The organism is Arthrobacter sp. UKPF54-2 (genome assembly GCF_007858535.1).
GTDB lineage: Bacteria > Actinomycetota > Actinomycetes > Actinomycetales > Micrococcaceae > Arthrobacter.
In genome coordinates this window covers 1180643-1198352 of sequence record NZ_CP040174.1, presented here as the reverse complement: position 1 = coordinate 1198352, position 17710 = coordinate 1180643, and the positions used below count along the sequence as shown (strand labels likewise).

At 62.9% G+C, this 17710-nt stretch carries 13 protein-coding genes; 5 read left to right on the top strand and 8 right to left on the bottom strand.

Features of this window, described 5'->3' with window-relative positions:
• Positions 1-166: 166 nt before the first annotated feature.
• The 3 genes from E7Y32_RS16255 to trxA all read left to right on the top strand — a co-directional run bounded on the left by E7Y32_RS16255 (position 167) and on the right by trxA (position 3270).
• On the top strand, positions 167-1768 hold the full coding sequence (locus E7Y32_RS16255) for an ABC transporter substrate-binding protein (protein ID WP_186467048.1): 1602 nt from the start codon (positions 167-169) through the stop codon (positions 1766-1768).
• Positions 1769-1948: 180 nt separating this feature from the next.
• Entirely contained in the window at positions 1949-2905 is a 957-nt protein-coding gene (trxB, locus tag E7Y32_RS05385; protein ID WP_146336224.1) for a thioredoxin-disulfide reductase, read from the top strand.
• A gap of 38 nt (positions 2906-2943) precedes the next feature.
• Positions 2944-3270, top strand: a complete 327-nt coding sequence (gene trxA / locus E7Y32_RS05380; RefSeq protein WP_146336223.1) for a thioredoxin — start codon at positions 2944-2946, stop codon at positions 3268-3270.
• 4957 nt (positions 3271-8227) lie between these two features.
• Here trxA and E7Y32_RS05375 read toward each other — a convergent pair.
• From E7Y32_RS05375 to rpmH, 8 genes are all read right to left on the bottom strand, one after another.
• Positions 8228-9493: a ParB/RepB/Spo0J family partition protein gene (locus E7Y32_RS05375; RefSeq protein WP_146336222.1), complete on the bottom strand. Its 1266-nt coding sequence runs from the start codon at positions 9491-9493 to the stop codon at positions 8228-8230.
• A 68-nt stretch (positions 9494-9561) separates the two neighbouring features.
• Entirely contained in the window at positions 9562-10626 is a 1065-nt protein-coding gene (locus E7Y32_RS05370; protein WP_315897989.1) for a ParA family protein, read from the bottom strand.
• 86 nt (positions 10627-10712) lie between these two features.
• Positions 10713-11363 carry a 16S rRNA (guanine(527)-N(7))-methyltransferase RsmG gene (gene rsmG / locus E7Y32_RS05365; protein WP_146336221.1) on the bottom strand — a complete coding sequence of 217 codons (651 nt, stop codon included), beginning with the start codon at positions 11361-11363 and terminating at the stop codon, positions 10713-10715.
• A 17-nt stretch (positions 11364-11380) separates the two neighbouring features.
• Positions 11381-11992 carry a R3H domain-containing nucleic acid-binding protein gene (locus tag E7Y32_RS05360; protein WP_146336220.1) on the bottom strand — a complete coding sequence of 204 codons (612 nt, stop codon included), beginning with the start codon at positions 11990-11992 and terminating at the stop codon, positions 11381-11383.
• Positions 11992-12969, bottom strand: coding sequence for a membrane protein insertase YidC (gene yidC, locus E7Y32_RS05355; protein ID WP_146336219.1), 978 nt, complete (start codon positions 12967-12969; stop codon positions 11992-11994). Before yidC ends, E7Y32_RS05360 begins: the two co-directional genes overlap by 1 nt.
• A gap of 16 nt (positions 12970-12985) precedes the next feature.
• Positions 12986-13393, bottom strand: a complete 408-nt coding sequence (gene yidD, locus E7Y32_RS05350; RefSeq protein ID WP_146336218.1) for a membrane protein insertion efficiency factor YidD — start codon at positions 13391-13393, stop codon at positions 12986-12988.
• The gene (gene rnpA, locus E7Y32_RS05345; protein ID WP_146336217.1) at positions 13386-13796 is read right to left on the bottom strand and encodes a ribonuclease P protein component; all 411 of its coding nucleotides are present in this window, start codon (positions 13794-13796) and stop codon (positions 13386-13388) included. The genes yidD and rnpA overlap by 8 nt, the downstream gene beginning before the upstream one ends.
• Positions 13797-13837: 41 nt before the next feature.
• On the bottom strand, positions 13838-13975 hold the full coding sequence (gene rpmH / locus E7Y32_RS05340; protein ID WP_003800212.1) for a 50S ribosomal protein L34: 138 nt from the start codon (positions 13973-13975) through the stop codon (positions 13838-13840).
• A 468-nt stretch (positions 13976-14443) separates the two neighbouring features.
• On the opposite strand from rpmH, the gene dnaA reads away from it, so the two are divergent.
• Together dnaA and dnaN are read left to right on the top strand one after the other, a co-directional pair.
• Complete coding sequence (gene dnaA / locus E7Y32_RS05335; protein WP_146336216.1) at positions 14444-15865, top strand: chromosomal replication initiator protein DnaA; 1422 nt, start codon at positions 14444-14446, stop codon at positions 15863-15865.
• A gap of 589 nt (positions 15866-16454) precedes the next feature.
• Positions 16455-17579, top strand: coding sequence for a DNA polymerase III subunit beta (dnaN, locus tag E7Y32_RS05330; protein WP_138767905.1), 1125 nt, complete (start codon positions 16455-16457; stop codon positions 17577-17579).
• The last annotated feature ends 131 nt before the right edge of the window (positions 17580-17710 follow it).

Here is a 17710-nt window from a genome sequence, read left to right as displayed (position 1 = left end):
CCGCGCTTCCGGATGCCGGAATCACGCGGCGCGGACACTGCATCGGCTAGGATCGAAGACTAACAAGGGGAGTTGCAGACCTGAGGTCCACCGGCTTACCGGGGGGCCTGCGGTGACTGTTGTCGTCATCAAGGCCGGCAGTTCCCGGACAGTCTAGGAGGAACCCGTGTCCCACCCGATCGATGTCGGATCAGTACTTGGCGGCCGCTACAAGGTCACAGCCACGGTACTGACCTCGCATGACCAGGATCTGGTGCTGGACGGAGTGGACCAGGTGCTCAACCGCCCGGTGAGCATCCTCGTCGCCGGCCCGGGGAACGCCGACCAGGTGGCCCAGAGCGCCCGCGAGGTGGCGACCGGAGAACGTCCCGGACACGTCCAGATCCTCGACCTCGGGGTGAGCGACGCCGCCACCTACCTGATCACGAACCACACCTCGGCCGCCGACCTCCTGGACCTGGTGGTCAGTTCCAACCCGCCGTATGTGGAGCCGTTCTTCACCGACACGCTGGGCAGTGAAATTTTCGGGCAGGCCCGCTCCACCGAACCCGAGACGTACGACGGACTCTACGACGACGAGGAAGTCGAAGCCGGGTACATCAACTACGGGGACCCGCAGCGGCCGGTTGGTCAGCGTCCCGCGACGCCGTCAGCCCCTCCGCAGCGCGTTCCGGTCCCGCCCGCGGCGTCTCCGTCCGCGGGTGCCCGCGGTGCGGGTGCAGGCGCCCGTGGTGCGGGAGTGGCGGGTGCGGCTGCCGGCGCTGCCGGAGTAGCTGCAGGGGCGGCCGCTGCCAGCGCCGCCAAGGCCCCCAAGACCGCGCCGCAGGACGCGGCGCCCCAGCCAACCGCCGCGCACCCGGTCCAGCCGACGCAGGCCGCGGCACCCTCGGCGCAGGAGGCACCGGCCGGCGAGACGCCGAAGGTGTCCCTGTGGGAGGACGAGAACTACGACTACGCCGAGACCGAGCAGCGGACCACCTCGATGGAGAAGGCTGGCTCCAAGGGCGCCGGCGGCGGCCGGGCCGCGGGAAGCTTCCCGGCCTTCGCCCGGAAGGACGCGGCGGAGGATCAGTACCGCGACTACGACGCCGATGACGACAACGACGACGATGAGCCACGCCGCGAGCCGCGCTCCATGCGCTGGCTGGTCGGTGCCTTGCTCGCCGCCGTACTGGTGATCGGCCTGATCTTCGCCGTTACCAACCTGGGCGGCCTCTTCAAGGGCGGGACGCCCGAGGCTGCCAAAACCACGCCTGCAACCGGAACTCCGGCGCAGTCGGGGACCGCCTCGGCAAGCCAAAGTGCGCCGCCGGCAGCCGTGCCGCCGGCCATTGAGTCAGTCACCCGCCAGGGGAACTTCGATTTCGCCGCCACCTACGACGGTGACTTGGTGAAGACCTACGACGGCAATGCCGCCAGCTACTGGTCCGACATGGAATTTGCCACCGACAGCTGGGGCGGCTTCGCGCCCGACGGCGTTCCGCTCGTCGTCAAGCTCAAGGGCCCGGCGCAGATCTCCTCGGTAACCCTAAGCCAGCTCGGTGCCTCCGGCGGCAACATCAGCGTCTTCACTAACGACCGGCCCTCGCTGGACGGCGCCAAGCAGGTGGGCAGCAACAGCTTCACTTCGCCGGAGCTCACCCTGCCGCTGCCGGAGCCCGTCACGGCACAGTATGTGATTGTGTCCATCAAGAGCCTGCCCAAGCTGGCCGCACCCAAGACCCGCTACGGCTTCGGCCTGCGCCTGGCCGAGATCAAAATCCAGTAGCCGCCGGTCGTAACCCGGAGGCGGCGGGAGCAGCCTTTACCGGCCCACCGGTACGCTGAGTAGTTATGGATACCCTCGCTGTGAGCGGCGAGGGCGGAATATTCGTGTCTCCAAGGTAGTTGTGCCATGTGGCCGGCCACCCAGGCGGGCGCATCGACAAAGGAAGAGGTTCACCGTTCAGTGAGCAACGCAGAAAACACCGCGTCCGAAGTACGTGATGTCATCATCGTCGGCTCCGGCCCCGCGGGCTACACCGCCGCGGTGTACACGGCACGCGCCAACCTGAAGCCGCTGCTGCTGGCCGGTTCTGTGACCGCCGGCGGCGAGCTGATGAACACCACCGACGTCGAGAACTACCCGGGATTCCCGGACGGCATCATGGGCCCGGACCTGATGGAAAACTTCGAGAAGCAGGCCGAACGCTTCGGCACTGAAATCCAGTTTGAGGACGTTACCGAACTGGACCTCGACGGCGACATCAAGACCGTCACCATCGCGACGGGGGAGACCTTCCAGGCCCGCTCCATCATCCTGTCGACCGGATCGGCCTACCGCGAACTCGGCCTGCCCAACGAGAAGCGCCTCTCGGGACACGGCGTGAGCTGGTGTGCAACCTGCGACGGTTTCTTTTTCAAGGACCAGGACATCGCCGTCATCGGCGGTGGCGACTCCGCCATGGAAGAGGCCTTGTTCCTCACCAAGTTCGCGAAGTCCGTCACGGTGGTCCACCGCCGCGACACCCTGCGCGCCTCCAAGATCATGGCCGACCGTGCCCTGGCGCACGAAAAGATCAACTTCATCTGGAACAGCGGGGTGGAGGACGTCCTCGGCGGGGACAAAGTCACCGGCCTCCGGTTGAAGAACCTCGTTGACGGCACCGAAACCGAACTTGCCGTCACCGGCGTCTTCGTGGCGATTGGCAACGATCCCCGCACCGACTTGGTGAAGGGCAAGCTGGACCTGTCGCCGGAAGGCACGATCGCCGTCCAGGGTCGTACCTCCAAGACGAGCATCAAGGGCGTCTTTGCCGCCGGCGACGTGATCGACCCGACGTACCGCCAGGCCATCACCGCCTCGGGGTCCGGCTGCGTTGCCGCCCTCGACGTCGAGCACTACCTCGCAGACCTCCACGCCTAATCAGCGCGCGGCAAGCAACCCAAGAGAGAGACAAGGTTATGAGCAACGCTAAAGACGTAACTGACGCCAGCTTCAGCACCGATGTGCTGGGAGCCGACAAGCCGGTCATCGTGGACTTCTGGGCGGAATGGTGCGGTCCCTGCCGCAAGCTCGGCCCCATCCTGGACGAGATCTCGGTCGAATACGCCGAGAAGGTCAACGTTGTCAAGGTGAACGTTGATGACAACCCGGCAATCGCAGCCGAATACGGCATCACCTCCATTCCGGCTGTCTACCTGTTCCAGGGCGGGGAAGTGAAGAGCACGGTCATCGGTGCCAAGCCCAAGCAGTTCTTCGAAAAGGAATTCGCGGACGTCTTGTCCTAACCGGGCAATCTTCGTCCGGGCGGCCCTTCGCAGGGTCTGCCTGCGTGGCGGCTCCCTCATTGTGAGGGAGCCGCCATTCTTTTGCCCTGAATGCTCCGGACTCAGTGAGGGGAGGGGCGTCAGGAGCGGCCCACCCGTTCAGGCGTTGCCCAGGGAATCGCGGCCGGGTGAACAACACTTTTTGTATGATTGTGGCTGCCCGGCGTCCTTGGTGGACCTCGCTTGTCTACTCGACCAGTGGGACCGCTTGCGGCGTGCCGATCGGTGGTTCTGAGCAACTCCGAACCGGGCGCTTAGCAAGGGGCGGTGAGTTTAGGACGGCTTGGCGCAACTGAGCAGGTTGTTGCGGCTGCGACGCGGCGACCAATCTACGGTGTGGTTTCACGTGAAACACGGCGGACGCGTCTTTCGATCGGCCATTCTGAACCAGTACGTGGTCTAGTGTCGCCAGCGGCTCCCCGAGGGTATCGAAGCCACTCCACCCTGCAATTGCTGATGGTGGTCCGAAAGACGCGCGGCTCCGACCCCACCTTTGCTCTTGACTGTCCAGTCGAATGGAGCGACCACGGAGAGCACTACGTCTTTGTACGATGTTTCACGTGAAACAAGGCGTGCCAGTGTTTCACGTGAAACCGGGCCGGCGCCAGTGTCTTCTTTTCTGATCCGTTTGAATTCCCAGGACGAATTACGAGGCGAAGAGGTATATGTTGACCGTCAGGTTGAGCTACGCCTCCACAAGTCATTCACTTTGTACGGTGCAACTACCCCCGCAGTGGGGGACCGTTGCGTCTGCGGACAAGCCTAATGAGCCTGAATACGGGTATCTTGTGACGCATCGACAACGGCAAGTTCACCAAAAAAATTGCGCCCCCCGAAATCCCGCCTGGCAGCGTACTACCCAAGCCGACTGCCTAGTGCTCGCGCTGTCCGACAATAGGCGATGAGCTTGAGCGTTTCACGTGAAACATGCGACGTCCAGCGCAGCTGGCACCCCACTTCCCAGCGACTTGGCTTGGCCTGCCACCTCGCCGAACCGCATGACTAACGATAGTTGGATATCGAATACTGTGCTTCAGGAGCCAGGTTGGGCCCGCAATTTCCCGCAACTCATCGGTTTGTACGCCAGGCGACGCTCAAGTCGCGAACAGTGCTTCACACGGCATACGGTGCAGGCCACCCGGTCAGCCCTGGTGGCAGAGCGGGAGCAGTCTGCCGCACTGAGCCCGTCAGTCCACGGCGAAATCCGATAGATGATGTGCCAACCGGAACGTGCCAACCCGAACAAGAGCGGCGGCAATGCAAGCCCCGAACAAACTTCCGCCGCCAGGACATGTATGTTTCACGTGAAACGGTAGTTGAGCGCGGCAGGCGATCGTCGACTGCATTTGGCCACCATTTTTTGCAGGCTCTGGTTGCCGGTTACCGGTTGTGTGGTGCCCCTTGGCCGTTGCCGACGATCAACACATGGCTTGCGTCTCCGATCCGCGTAATCTTCCGACTGAGCATTCACAGGCGGGACGCAGTAGCCTCATCGCAGCAGTGAAGGCGCTTCGTGATCGTCATTCATTACGCCTCCGACGGTCAAGCGGCCATCGGCACCGCGCCACGGGGGATGAAGCCGGGGCATCTTTTAGGCCCGCTAAGAGCGCGCTCAGGTAGCAGCGCTACGGGTTCAGGAATGGAGCCACCAATTCAACGACGACATCTGGGCCTTGGGTTTTCCCCGTCCGTCCGCTCAACTGACCCCTCGCACGCCGGCAGGTAACTCATGGCATAGGGCCGGGCTCCCGATAGTTGCCTACGGGAGATCTTCCAGCCGTGGGGCGTGAGCTTTCTGCAGTGGAGACAACCAACACTTAGACCGTCCTGCGAACCACGATCAGGGTAGGGGTCCTGAGTCGTCACAGGACTCGTAGGTCGGCCACACCCACGCAGCGAGACGAGGGTGTACCGGTAAGGATCCTGCACGCTGCCCCCGACGCCCTGACACCTGTCCGGACCTGGCCGGTCCCACCGAGCTCGGTCTGCCCAGTCATAGGGCTCTGTCTCGTCGCTGAGGTCGGGGCCAGCAGACACTGTGTGTCGACACCGCGCGCAGCTGCTGTCAGCAGTTCCCACGGCTCATAGACCTGGGAGTCTGCCAGTACCCAGCTTCCTCCGCCCACAGCCCAGTGATCCTTCGCCGCCCGATTGGTAAGGGGAAACCCATCCGCGGAACCTGGTTCACGGACGCTGTCGGCTGGTCCGACCGTACGGTGAGCTGATCCCGCTGGTCAACGTGGGTCACGCAGCAAGCGGCCGATCCAGCGGCGGGGAGTGCCCGACGGAGGGAAGTGCTAGACACCGTCTTGCTGAGTGATGCACAAGGTAAGCCCGAATGGAGTCCAGTCCCTCGGTTCCGGCGAACACGATCGCGGCTTCGGCAGTCCCTTCCTCCGGTGTGACCGAGCGAATTTGCGGCCAGGTAATCCTAAAATGTCGGCTCGTCGCATCGACGCCTCATCGGGCATACGGCCCCTGGTCGGGTCGCGACGCACCTTTCTCCGCAGGACTTATGCACATAGTTTTCCACATGCGCCTGAGAGATTACACACAGCTCTATCCACAGGCCCTCCCACGCCCGTTTGACCCCCTGTCCGCTATGGGGCTCACGATTGCCGAGTCCGGGGTGACCTTGTGGATGATTGGATGAGACGGGAGTTCAATATGCTCCATTTCATCCGGGGGAAAACCTTCTGAAATTAACCTGGTGATGTAGATTTCTAGCGCGAATACGAAGGCTCCGGCCAATAGGGGACTGCGTGGTGTCGCGTTTCACGTGAAACATCGCCGCGCACTATGCGCAACGGTTATCAAGGCGTCGATGAAGGCCCTCGACTATGTCACCCGGACCCGTTACCGTACCACAAGGATGACTCTTAATCCACAAAGTTATCCACAGGGATATCCACCGCCGTATCCACCGGCCGTACGAGCTGAGATCAATGGATGGAACGGCCGCCGAGCCTTCCTCTAGTGCACTCCGGCTGCGACGAGGATCCCCGCAACGCCCAGGGCCGAGCATCTGGAGGGCGGTTCAACTCGCTCAAATGAACCGAAGGGCGGCAGCCGGGCGGGGTGCCGCCCGAGCGTTCGGGCAGTGGCGTCACCCCGGAGTGGATAGCTGGCCAGTGGCAGCAGTGCAGCGACGACGTTGGCAGCCAGGCCGTGGGTCGGCATCAGAGGCGGTCACAAACGGGAACTCGCGCGGGCTCACATAGGGCGGTGGGCCCGGCCTCAGGCACCCGCGGGACGGCGAGCAGGGGAGTGCGAATGTATGGCCAGTGGCACGGCGTTGCTCCGCTCACGTCCGTCCAGCGCAGTTTTCGAGTACGGACTGGACCGGCCCGTGGTGAGGATACCAAACGGGGGGCGAGAGCCATGGAGCGCCGCTACGGTCACTTGGTGGTCCGCCCCATGGTCAAGGCGGCGCTGAGCGCACGCTACACGGTCCCGCGACTCCCGAAGCCGTGCTCTCCGTTCACCGCCGTAAACCAATTGCGGAGACTCCCGGCCTAGCGGTCCCGAAATATGAAGCCTGGTCTGTTCCGCGATCTGTCCCGCTGCTGGGGGACGGTAGGGAGATCCTCTCCCGCAGCACTAGGCTGTCCCGTCAGCGGCTGTTCGAGTCGGCAACAATCGGCATAGCCGCGCCCGAGTTCTCGTGGGCCGCCAGTCGCCTGACCCGGGAGCGTTGGGCTGAGCGCGAAGAGACTGCGGCCGCACTGGCCTTGTGTCGGCGCTCTGCGACGCCGTGGGTGGCGTCTCCAGACTGTTGGCTCGCGATGGCGAAGGCGTCCACAGGGGAGGGGCTGCCTCGGGCCCCACACGCCAACTCTGGCCGCCCGACAGGCGACGTCGAGGTTGTTCCCCCAAAGTGGGCCAGGAGCTACAGCCCACCGTGCTGCGAGTCGGCCCTCGCTGAAGAACGGGGCGTCACGAATTCCAGATCACGTCTCTGCAGTTTCACGTGAAACAGTCACCGTGCCCGTCATGAATAGACGCCATCTCCGCATATCGAAGGTTCCGATACTTGGATGGGCAGCCCCTAGGTGGAACACGACTGGTTCCTCACCACGGACAAGAACCACACGCCAACTCCCGACTTCACGGACCGTGATGCCTTTGGGCGGGCTCAGCGGAACCTACCCCCCACCTGAGAGATCCCTAAGACTCACGGAAAGACTGTGTGCGCCCATGTGCTTCCCAATGCTCGTTTCTGCCTGATCGCATCCTTGTGCGCAGGCCAGGCATTGGAGTGGGATACGCCGCCCGACGAGTGTTTCCGGCCCACTAAGTCAGGTGTGCCGGCCCTGCAGTTGAGGTGCAAAATGCACGGATGAGGTTTCAGGGGCTGTGAAGGGACGATGTTTCACGTGAAACTCACCCAAGATGCAGGCTCCGGACGTTAGCTTGTGCCACAAATAGCCGTGGAACCATTCTGCGCGCTCGACATCTGCGCTGAGTAGAACTAAAGGATCCGGCCATCCGATGGCCGTGAGCGCCGCCTCTATGCGCCACCAGCATCCTCCGCGCACTTCCAACCGCGGCCTAAGCGCCTGGTTAGGGTTCAAAAACGCACGCAAGCGCAGGGTTGGCGATGTACCCGGACCGGAGCTCCTGCGGGCCATGCACGCGCCCTCTGCGCCTTCCGTGGGTAGGACTTGAGCGCGGTTCGAGCCAAATAGAGCCTCGTGGGCGCTTAGGGAAGACCCTTCTCCGGAAGATCGATGCGATGAAGGCCTTACCGTAGTAGGTTTTACACCCAGATTTGCTGCCCTTTGGAGCTCCCAGAGTGGCGTAAGAACACGGAACATCGGCTTCTAAAAGCTTCGATTGCCGCCTAGAAGTCAGGCATAACAAAAAAGCAGGCCCCGTTTCACGTGAAACGGGGCCTGCTTTGAGTCGAACCAGCGATTCAGCCCTGGTTGCCGGGAGTTAGTACGTCCATAATCCGGTTGAGGTCCTCAACGCTTGCGAATTCGATACTGACGCGACCCTTGCGGGCACCGAGGGAGATCTTGACGTTGGTATCCAGGCGGTCCGAAAGCGAGGAAGCCAGGTAGTCGAGGCGTTCGTGCCGTGCCCCGGGGCGCGGAATATTGTTCTTCGTCGCGGCGGCCGGGCTCTGGTACAGCGTTACCGCTTCCTCAGTCGCCCGGACCGACATACCCTCGGCCACGATCTTCTGGGCAAGGCGCTCCATGGCGGCAGCGTCAGGAAGCGCAAGGAGGGCCCGGGCATGTCCTGCCGAAATAACGCCGGCACCAACCCGACGCTGTACCAGCGGCGGCAGCTTCAGCAGTCGAAGAGTGTTGGAGACCTGGGGCCTGGATCGGCCAATCCGGTCGGCGAGCTGTTCGTGGGTGGTACCGAAGTCTTCCAGCAGCTGCTGGTAAGCCGCGGCTTCTTCGAGCGGGTTCAGCTGGCTGCGGTGGAGGTTCTCCAGCAAAGCATCGCGCAGCAGGTCGTCGTCGGTCGTGTCGCGGACGATTGCCGGGATGGTGTCCAGTCCGGCGGCCTGAACTGCCCGCCAGCGCCGCTCACCCATGACGAGCTCGTAGGGCTCGCCACCTTCTTCGGTTGAGGTACGCACCACAATTGGCTGGAGGACGCCGATTTCACGAACGGAGTGCACGAGCTCCGCCATGTCGTCCTCATCGAAGACTGAACGGGGCTGTTTGCGGTTCGGGTGAATGTGCGAGACGGGGATCTCAGCGAAACGGACGCCGGGGACCTCCACCAGGTCCACGCCGTTATCCTCACTGTCGCTGGCGGCCGGGGCGGCCGGTTCCGTGGTCTCGTGTGCAGCGACCGGGGCATCAGTCTTGGACGCAGCAGGCTTCCGTGCCGGTGCCTTCTTGACGGCAGGACGCGCAGCTTCCTCCGACGTGGGGCCCGCGGCTACGGCGTCCTTCGCCGCCGGCTTTGACGCCGTTGCCTTCGCCTGGGGGTCAGACCCTACTGAATCACTAGCTGCGGAAGACGCCGTCGTCTTCGCATCCAATGCTTCCACTGCAGCGGTCTCCTCTACCGCAGTGTCCGGGGTCCGCTTCTTGGCTTCGGGGAAGAACAGATCCACGGGCCGGGACGGGGCGGAACCGTTCCCGGAGGCGTTCGCCGAGGCGGAACTTGGAATCAGCGCGCCAAGTCCACGGCCAAGGCCGCGTCGCTTATCGCTCATGGATAAATCCCTCCGGTGGAAGAGCCCGGTATACTCCGGCTCTGGCTAGTGCAATTGTTGAGAAGATTCTAACGTTCAGCAATTTCCGCTGCGGCTTCCAAATAGGATAGGGCGCCGCTGGAGGAAGGGTCGTAGGTCATCACGGTCTGCTGGTAGCTCGGTGCCTCCGAAATGCGTACCGAGCGCGGAACCACAGCGCCAAGTACTTGCTCCGGGAAGTGCTCGCGTACCTCGGCTGCCACCTGGGCGGCGAGGTTGGTGCGCCCGTCATACATCGTGAGCAGAATAGTGGAGACCACCAGGTCCGCATTGAGGTGCTTCTGGATCATTTCGATGTTCTTCAGCAGCTGGCTCAGACCCTCCAATGCGTAGTACTCGCACTGGATGGGGATCAGGACCTCGCTGGCCGCGCAGAAAGCGTTGACCGTCAGGAGGCCCAGGCTCGGCGGGCAGTCGATGAAGATGTAGTCCAGCCGCTCTTCGCCGTTCTTAGCACGTTCCTTGGCATAGACATCGATTGCGCGCCGCAGACGCTGCTCGCGGGCCACCAGGCTGACGAGTTCGATCTCGGCGCCGGCGAGGTGGATCGTGGCGGGGGCGCAGATCAGCTTGGCGATGTCGGGGCAGGGAGCCACAACATCCTGCAGCGGAACATCGTTGATCAGGACGTCGTAGATGCTGTCAACGTCGGCGTGGTGTTCAATGCCCAGCGCGGTGGAAGCATTGCCCTGCGGGTCAATGTCGATGACCAGGACGTTGAGCCCGGCGGCGGCCAGGGCAGCCGCGATGTTGACGGTGGTGGTGGTCTTGCCCACCCCACCCTTCTGGTTGGAGACGGTGAAGATCCGGGTCTTCTCAGGCTTGGGCAGTTCACGTCCCAGCAGCCGCTCGCGGCGCTTGTTCTCGTGGGCCAGTTCGCGGGCAATGGGGCTGGAATCATCGATGGAATCAAGCACATTGCCGATAGAGGGAACGGAAGTTTCACGTGAAACGCTGGCAAACCCCGATTCGGCAACCGAAAGTGTTTGCTTTGAGGGGACGTTGTGAGCGACAGCCGGCACCCCGAAGGCACGTGCTGACCCCAGGGACACGAACGGGGGAATCCGTTGTGTGGAGGCTTCGCTACTGCTCACTCTGACACTCTCACTCTCATTCGGCGTTTACTGCCGATCACTAGCCTAACCTCTTCCCTAATAAGACCGGCGGCACCGGGCTGGTGCTACGCAATCTTTCGGGGCTTGTTCACAACGATTCGAACAACGGTTGTTGGTTCCTCGAGGAGATCCTCACCAACCACCACCACCGACGTCTCCACCCCACCGAGTTTGCGGATGACTTTGGCCGCCTTCTCGATTTCCTCCCCAGCGCTTCGACCCTTGATAGCGACGACTTCGCCCTTGCCGGCGAGCAGCGGAATGGTCAGCCCGGCAAGGTTGGAGAGCGCCGAGACGGCGCGGGCCGTGACGACGTCGGCTGTTACCTGGCCAACGGCCAGTTCCGCCCTGGTCCGCATGACGGTGACGTTGTCCAGTCCGAGGTCATCGACCACTTCCTGGAGCCAGATCACCCGGCGCTCCAAGGGTTCAATCAGGGTGAGTTCGAGGTCCGGACGCGCAATCGCGAGGCAAAGTCCCGGGAGGCCGGCGCCGCTTCCGACGTCGGCCACATGGCTTCCGTGGGCGATTTCCCGCTCGATCACGGCACAGTTGAGGACATGCCGGCTCCACAGCCGCGGTACTTCGCGGGGCCCGATCAGGCCGCGCTCGGTCCCGGACGTGGCCAGGTGCTCGACGTAGCGCTTGGCCAGATCCAGCCGGTCACCAAAAATAGCTTCGGCGGCCTTCAATTCGGCCGCAGTAATTTCAACCATCAAGCTGTTCCGCGGGTTCAGTCTGCGGAGACAACGATGTGCCGGTCGGCACCTTCGCCTTCGGACTCGCTGACATAGCCAAGATCAGCCACTGCGTCGTGCACGATCTTGCGTTCGTAAGCGCTCATCGGGGCCAGTGCGACGGCCTTGCCCGTGTCCTTGACCGAGGCGATGGCGTCTTCAGCGATCTGCTGCAGGTCGCCGGCGCGGTCTGCGCGGTAACCGTTGATGTCCAGCACGAGGCGTGATCGGTTCTCCGTCGCCGACAGCACCGCAAGGCGCGTCAGTTCCTGGAGGGCTTCGAGTACCTCGCCGTCGCGACCAACCAGGTTCTCGAGGCCGGACCCCTCCTCCTCGGCGACGATCGAGATGTAGGTGCGTCCGTTGCGGACCTCGATGTCGATGTCGCCGTCGATGTCGGCGATGTCGAGCAGCTCTTCGAGGTAGTCCGCGGCGACGTCGCCCTCTTCCTCGAGACGGCTCGCCGAGGAGCCCTTACCGGCGCCACGGGCGTCGTCGTCGTCGGTGTCATTCTGCGCCGTGCTGCCGTCGGCCAGGACATCGTCCTGGAGTTCGGGCTGGGAAGCGGCTTCGGCGGAAATGGCGTGTTCGGTGCTCTCGGCGGACATTACTTCCTCTTCCTGTTCTTGCGCTGCGGCTGTACCCGCTGGCTCTTGGCGGCAACGGCGGCGGCAGCAGCTGCCGCTTCGGCCTCGGCGTCGGCCTTCTTGGCACCCATCAGGGGCAGGGACGGGAGGCCCTTGGCGGCCCGGCGCTCGGCCAGGGCCTTGGCGGCGGGGGATCCCGGCGTGGGCATGCGGCGGATGACGAAGAACTGCTGGCCCATGGTCCAGAGGTTCGTCGTGGTCCAGTAGATCAGGACACCGATGGGGAAGTTGATGCCGCCGATGCCGAAGACGAGCGGCAGGATGTACAGCATCATCTTCTGCTGGCGCATGAACGGGCTGGCCATGGCCTCTTCGGACATGTTCTTCGCCATGATCTGCTTCTGGGTGATGAACTGCGAGGCCGTCATGGCCAGGATCATCACGATCGAGAGCACCCAGACAGCAACGTCATTGCCGCCGGCACCGCCGTGCAGCAGGGAGGCCGACAGCGGAGCACCGAAGATGCTGGACTCGTCGAACTGCACCACCTGGTCGTGGCTCAGGGCGCCGATGCCCTTACCGGTGGTCTTGGCGTTACTGATCCCCGAAAGCACCTGGAAGAGGGCGAAGAAGAACGGCATCTGGATCAGCATGGGCAGGCAGGCCGAGAACGGGTTGGTGCCGTGCTTCTTGTACATGGCCATCTGCTCCTGCGCCATGGCCTGGCGGGAGAGCTGATCGGTCTTGCCCTTGTACTTGTCCTGGAGCTTCTTCAAATCCGGCTGCAGCAGCTGCATGCCGCGCTGTGCCTTGATCTGCTTGACGAACACGGGAATCAGGGCGGCACGGATGACCAGCACCAGCCCGATGATGGACAGCGTCCAGGTCCAGCCGTTGGCGGCCGGGAGGCCGATGGCGCTCAGTCCGTCGTGGAAGCCCACCATGATGATGGAAACCAGCCACTTGAACGGAAACATGATTGTTTCAAAGAAGTCCATACGATATCCCTATTCGTCAGGCCGCCGAGCGGCCTTCTCCATCAGGCTCAACAGCCAGGTACTTGTCCGGGTTGTTGAGCACAACAATTCTGGGGGTGTGGCCCTCGGGCCACTCCCGGTGCCCGGCGGGGACATGGTCCACACCGCCGGAATTCCATGGGTGGCAGCGCGAGAGGCGCCGGGCCGCAAGCCAGCTGCCCTTTACGGCGCCGTGCACCGTGACGGCCTCGAGCGCGTACGCCGAACAGCTGGGGAAAAAGCGGCACACCTGGCCATACAGCGGAGAGACCACCTTACGGTAGGCCATCAGCAACAGGATCAGGATGTTGCGGGGCAGATTCCAGAGGGCCCGGCCGAGCCATGCTGCCGCGGATTTGAGACGAGATCCAGGAACGGGGACGACGGCGGCAGTTGAGTTACGCACGCGGGGTCCCTTCCTGTGTTGTCTCGTAAGAAACTGTAGAAGCGGCCTGTGGAAGGCGGCTGCCCAACCGTTTCATGGTTGTCTGCAAAGCGGCGTCATAGTCGCCCAGCAGATCATCCCAGCCGGCTGCCGCCGAGGCGGGCAGTGCCCGGACCACGATAGCGAACCCGCTGGGATACTTCTGCAGCGACAAGGCGCCGGCTTCTCTTAGTCTCCTCTTAACGAGGTTCCTGACAACAGCGTTCCCTACACTCTTGGAAACGATGAAACCGATCCGGCTTGGTTCATCGGCAGCGAGAGCTGCCGTATATAACACTAAGTTCCGGCGTCCATTGCGGACGCCGGAACGTACAGTTGTTGAAAAATCGGTAGGGGTCCTCAGACGGTTCCGGGTGGCTAGCACCGTTCAACTCGCATAGGGATGGTGACCGACGAGTCAGTTATTTAGGCCGACAGCTCGGTGCGGCCCTTGCCACGACGGGCTGCCAGGATGGCACGGCCGGCACGGGTACGCATACGAAGGCGGAAGCCGTGCTTCTTGGCTCGACGGCGGTTATTCGGCTGAAAAGTCCGCTTGCTCACGTTAGTTACTCCAGTGGATCAAAGGTGCGCCCACCCGATCAAAAAAGGGGAAGAACTGGCCGACGCTAAGTTTTGTATGTGCCGCCACCCTCGACTCGCAAGACGCAGGCGTCGGGGAGAGATTCAAATGAGGCGAAAAGCGGACACAAAGGACTTCACAACGTTAGGGGAAAAACGCCTCCCGAGTCAAACCGGGAGCTGCGTAGCTGCCCGTCCCCAGCTGTGGTTAACCTGCCCGTCAGCCTGTGGATGAAGTGCGTCACGTGCCCCGATTTCGAACTACACGGTTGTGATTATCCACAGGGCTAACCCCAGCTATCTTCTAGGCTTTTCATCCCCTAGAGTGTCCCAGTAGCCGATTATCCACGGACTGTGCACAACCCTGTGGATTAACCCCGGGACCAGCAGTCTGGTCCGGGTCCTGTGGCTGCAGGCAACGCAGACAAGCAAGGTTTGAGGAACTGATTGATGACGGTAGACGAAGCCAACCACGCCAATACCGTCGGAAGTTCCTGGCGGCGGGTGGTCAGCCTCCTGGAGAACGACCACCGGGTTACCCCCCGGCAGCGTGGCTTCGTGATCCTCGCCCAGGCCCAGGGCCTGATCGGGTCCACCCTGCTGGTGGCCGTCCCCAACGAACTCACCCGCGAGGTCCTGCAGACCCAGGTCAAGGAAGCCCTCGACGACGCCCTGCGCGATGTCTTTTCCGACGAGATCCGCTGCGCGATCGACGTCGACACCGATCTGGTGCCGCTGCACATCGAACCCGAGCCCACGGACGAACTGTCCCTCGTGGCCGACCCCCTGGTTGAACTGAAACCGCAGCCGATGCTGCCGAGCACGTCCCACGAATTCGGCCGGCTCAACCCGAAGTACGTGTTCGACACCTTCGTGATCGGTTCCTCCAACCGTTTCGCGCACGCGGCCGCCGTCGCCGTCGCCGAGGCACCGGCCAAGGCCTACAACCCGCTGTTCATCTACGGCGACTCCGGCCTGGGCAAGACCCACCTGCTGCACGCGATCGGCCACTACGCCCGCCGGCTCTACAGCGGGATCCGGGTCCGCTACGTGAACTCCGAGGAGTTCACCAACGACTTCATCAACTCCATCCGCGACGACGAGGGTACAAGCTTCAAAACCACGTACCGCAACGTCGACGTACTACTGATCGATGACATCCAGTTCCTCGCCGGCAAAGACCGGACGCTGGAGGAGTTCTTCCACACCTTCAACGCCCTGCACAACAACAACAAGCAGGTGGTCATCACCTCCGACCAGCCGCCCAAGCTGCTGGCCGGCTTCGAGGACCGCATGAAGTCCCGCTTCGAGTGGGGTCTGCTGACCGATATTCAGCCGCCGGAACTGGAAACCCGCATCGCGATCCTCCGGAAGAAAGCGCTGAGCGAGGGCCTCTCCGCGCCTGACGATGCCCTGGAGTACATCGCTTCGAAGATCTCCAGCAACATCCGCGAGCTTGAGGGTGCGCTGATCCGTGTCACGGCCTTCGCCAGCCTGAACCGGCAGCCCGTGGATGTGGCCCTGGCCGAGATGGTGCTCAAGGACCTGATCACCGACGACGGCGCCCAGGAGATCACTTCAGCGCAGATCCTCACCCAGACTGCCGACTACTTCAAGCTCAGCATGGAGGAGCTCTGCAGCAAGTCCCGGACCCGGACGCTGGTGACCGCGCGGCAGATCGCCATGTACCTGTGCCGGGAGCTCACCGACATGTCGCTGCCCAAGATCGGCCAGGAGCTCGGCGGCCGGGACCACACCACGGTGATCCACGCAGACCGGAAGATCCGCGAACTAATGGCGGAGCGCCGCGTGATCTACAACCAGGTCACCGAGCTGACCAACCGGATCAAGCAGCAGCAGCGCAATTCCTGAGCTCCCGCACCGCGCACTCTTACCTTATTAACAGTGCACTGTGGACAACCCTGTGGATAGTTAAGGGGACAACCGCGGTTAATGGGCTTAAAACCCTTAAGGCGCCTGTGGATCGGCGAGACGGCCCAAAATGTTGTCCCCATCCACACCCTGTTTAAAACCTGCTCCACCCACAGTCCATGAACAGGGCTTAACCGCGGAACTGCACTGCGAGATCGAGTTATCCACAGTTTCCACAGCAGTTATTAACACTACTAATCCCAAGAAAATGAAATTCCCTCAAACAACAGTTTCTTCTCGACTCTCCACCGGCCGGCCCAGGGGCCGTGCAGAACCCCGGCCCTGAACCACACTGGTGTAACCCGGGGATGGGAGAACTCGGTTCTTGGGGCTAAGCTGTCTGCAGTGCGTCCGTCCCGGACACGCTCTTGTCATTCGATCCGATGAACCGGGGACGGGTGGGCCGGCCCGGGATGCATGCACTTACCTTTTTGGCGCAACTGGCACCACGTCCGGAACCGCCAAAGCAGTGTGATTTTTAGTGATGATTCTTAGCGATGTCAGCAGCAATGAAAGGCGGCACCCTTCCGTGAAGTTCAGAGTCGAGCGGGACGTCCTGGCCGAAGCCGTGACCTGGGCCGCCCGGTCGTTGTCTCCGCGGCCGCCCGTTCCCGTGCTTTCGGGCCTGCTCCTCAAGGCCGAGGCCGGCACCGTGAGCCTCTCGAGCTTTGACTACGAGACCTCTGCCCGCTTGGAAATCCCCGCCGACATCAGCACCGAAGGCACCATCCTGGTTTCCGGACGCCTCTTGGCCGACATTTGCCGCAGCCTGCCCTCAGCGCCCGTCGACATTGAGACCGACGGCAACAAAGTCACGCTGAGCTGCCGCCGAAGCAGCTTCCACCTGGCCACCATGCCGGAAGCTGAATACCCGCCGCTGCCCGCGCTGCCCCCAATCAGCGGAACGGTGCCGGGTGATTCCTTCGCCCAGGCCGTATCGCAGGTGATCATCGCGGCCAGCAAGGACGACACGCTGCCCATCCTCACCGGCGTCCGGATGGAAATCGAGGACGACCTCATCACGCTGCTCGCGACGGACCGCTACCGTCTGGCCATGCGCGAAGTTCCATGGAAGCCCGCCACCCCCGGCATTTCCACCAGCGCTCTGGTCAAGGCGAAGACCCTGAACGAAGTAGCCAAGACCCTCGGTGGCAGTGGCGACATCAACCTCGCCCTTGCCGATGACGACAGCAGGCTGATCGGTTTCGAGAGCGGTGGCCGCACCACGACGTCGTTGCTCGTCGACGGCGACTACCCGAAGATCCGCTCGCTGTTCCCCGATTCCACGCCGATCCACGCCACCGTGCAGACCCAGGAACTGGTCGAGGCCGTTCGCCGCGTCTCCCTCGTGGCCGAACGGAACACCCCGGTGCGCCTCGCGTTCACGCAGGGTCAACTGCACCTCGACGCCGGAACCGGCGAGGATGCCCAGGCCTCGGAAGAGCTTGAAGCGCAACTGACCGGCGAGGACATCACCGTTGCCTTCAACCCGCACTACCTCATCGAGGGCCTCAGCGTCATCGAGACCAAGTTCGTCCGGTTCTCGTTCACCACGGCCCCGAAGCCGGCGATGATCACCGCCCAGCAGGACGCAGACGGCGAAGACCAGGGCGACTACCGTTACCTTGTTATGCCGGTCCGCCTGCCCAACTAGTCCCCACCGCCACCCTCGCCTCGCAAGTCCCCATCGGCTCCCAGCCTTCGCAAGCTCAGGCAGGGGCCCTCGCTGATGGGGCTCCACGGCCAGGGAACCCTGGCGGCGTGGGCCCAGGCTGTTGTCGTTCT

What these genes read in the sequence shown, in the direction of transcription:
- trxA (WP_146336223.1), top strand. Translation starts at nt 2,944, where the DNA reads ATGAGCAACGCTAAAGACGTAACTGACGCCAGCTTCAGCACCGATGTG.
- E7Y32_RS05375 (WP_146336222.1), bottom strand. Translation starts at nt 9,493, where the DNA reads ATGAGCGATAAGCGACGCGGCCTTGGCCGTGGACTTGGCGCGCTGATT.
- rsmG (WP_146336221.1), bottom strand. Translation starts at nt 11,363, where the DNA reads ATGGTTGAAATTACTGCGGCCGAATTGAAGGCCGCCGAAGCTATTTTT.
- E7Y32_RS05360 (WP_146336220.1), bottom strand. Translation starts at nt 11,992, where the DNA reads ATGTCCGCCGAGAGCACCGAACACGCCATTTCCGCCGAAGCCGCTTCC.
- yidC (WP_146336219.1), bottom strand. Translation starts at nt 12,969, where the DNA reads ATGGACTTCTTTGAAACAATCATGTTTCCGTTCAAGTGGCTGGTTTCC.
- dnaA (WP_146336216.1), top strand. Translation starts at nt 14,444, where the DNA reads ATGACGGTAGACGAAGCCAACCACGCCAATACCGTCGGAAGTTCCTGG.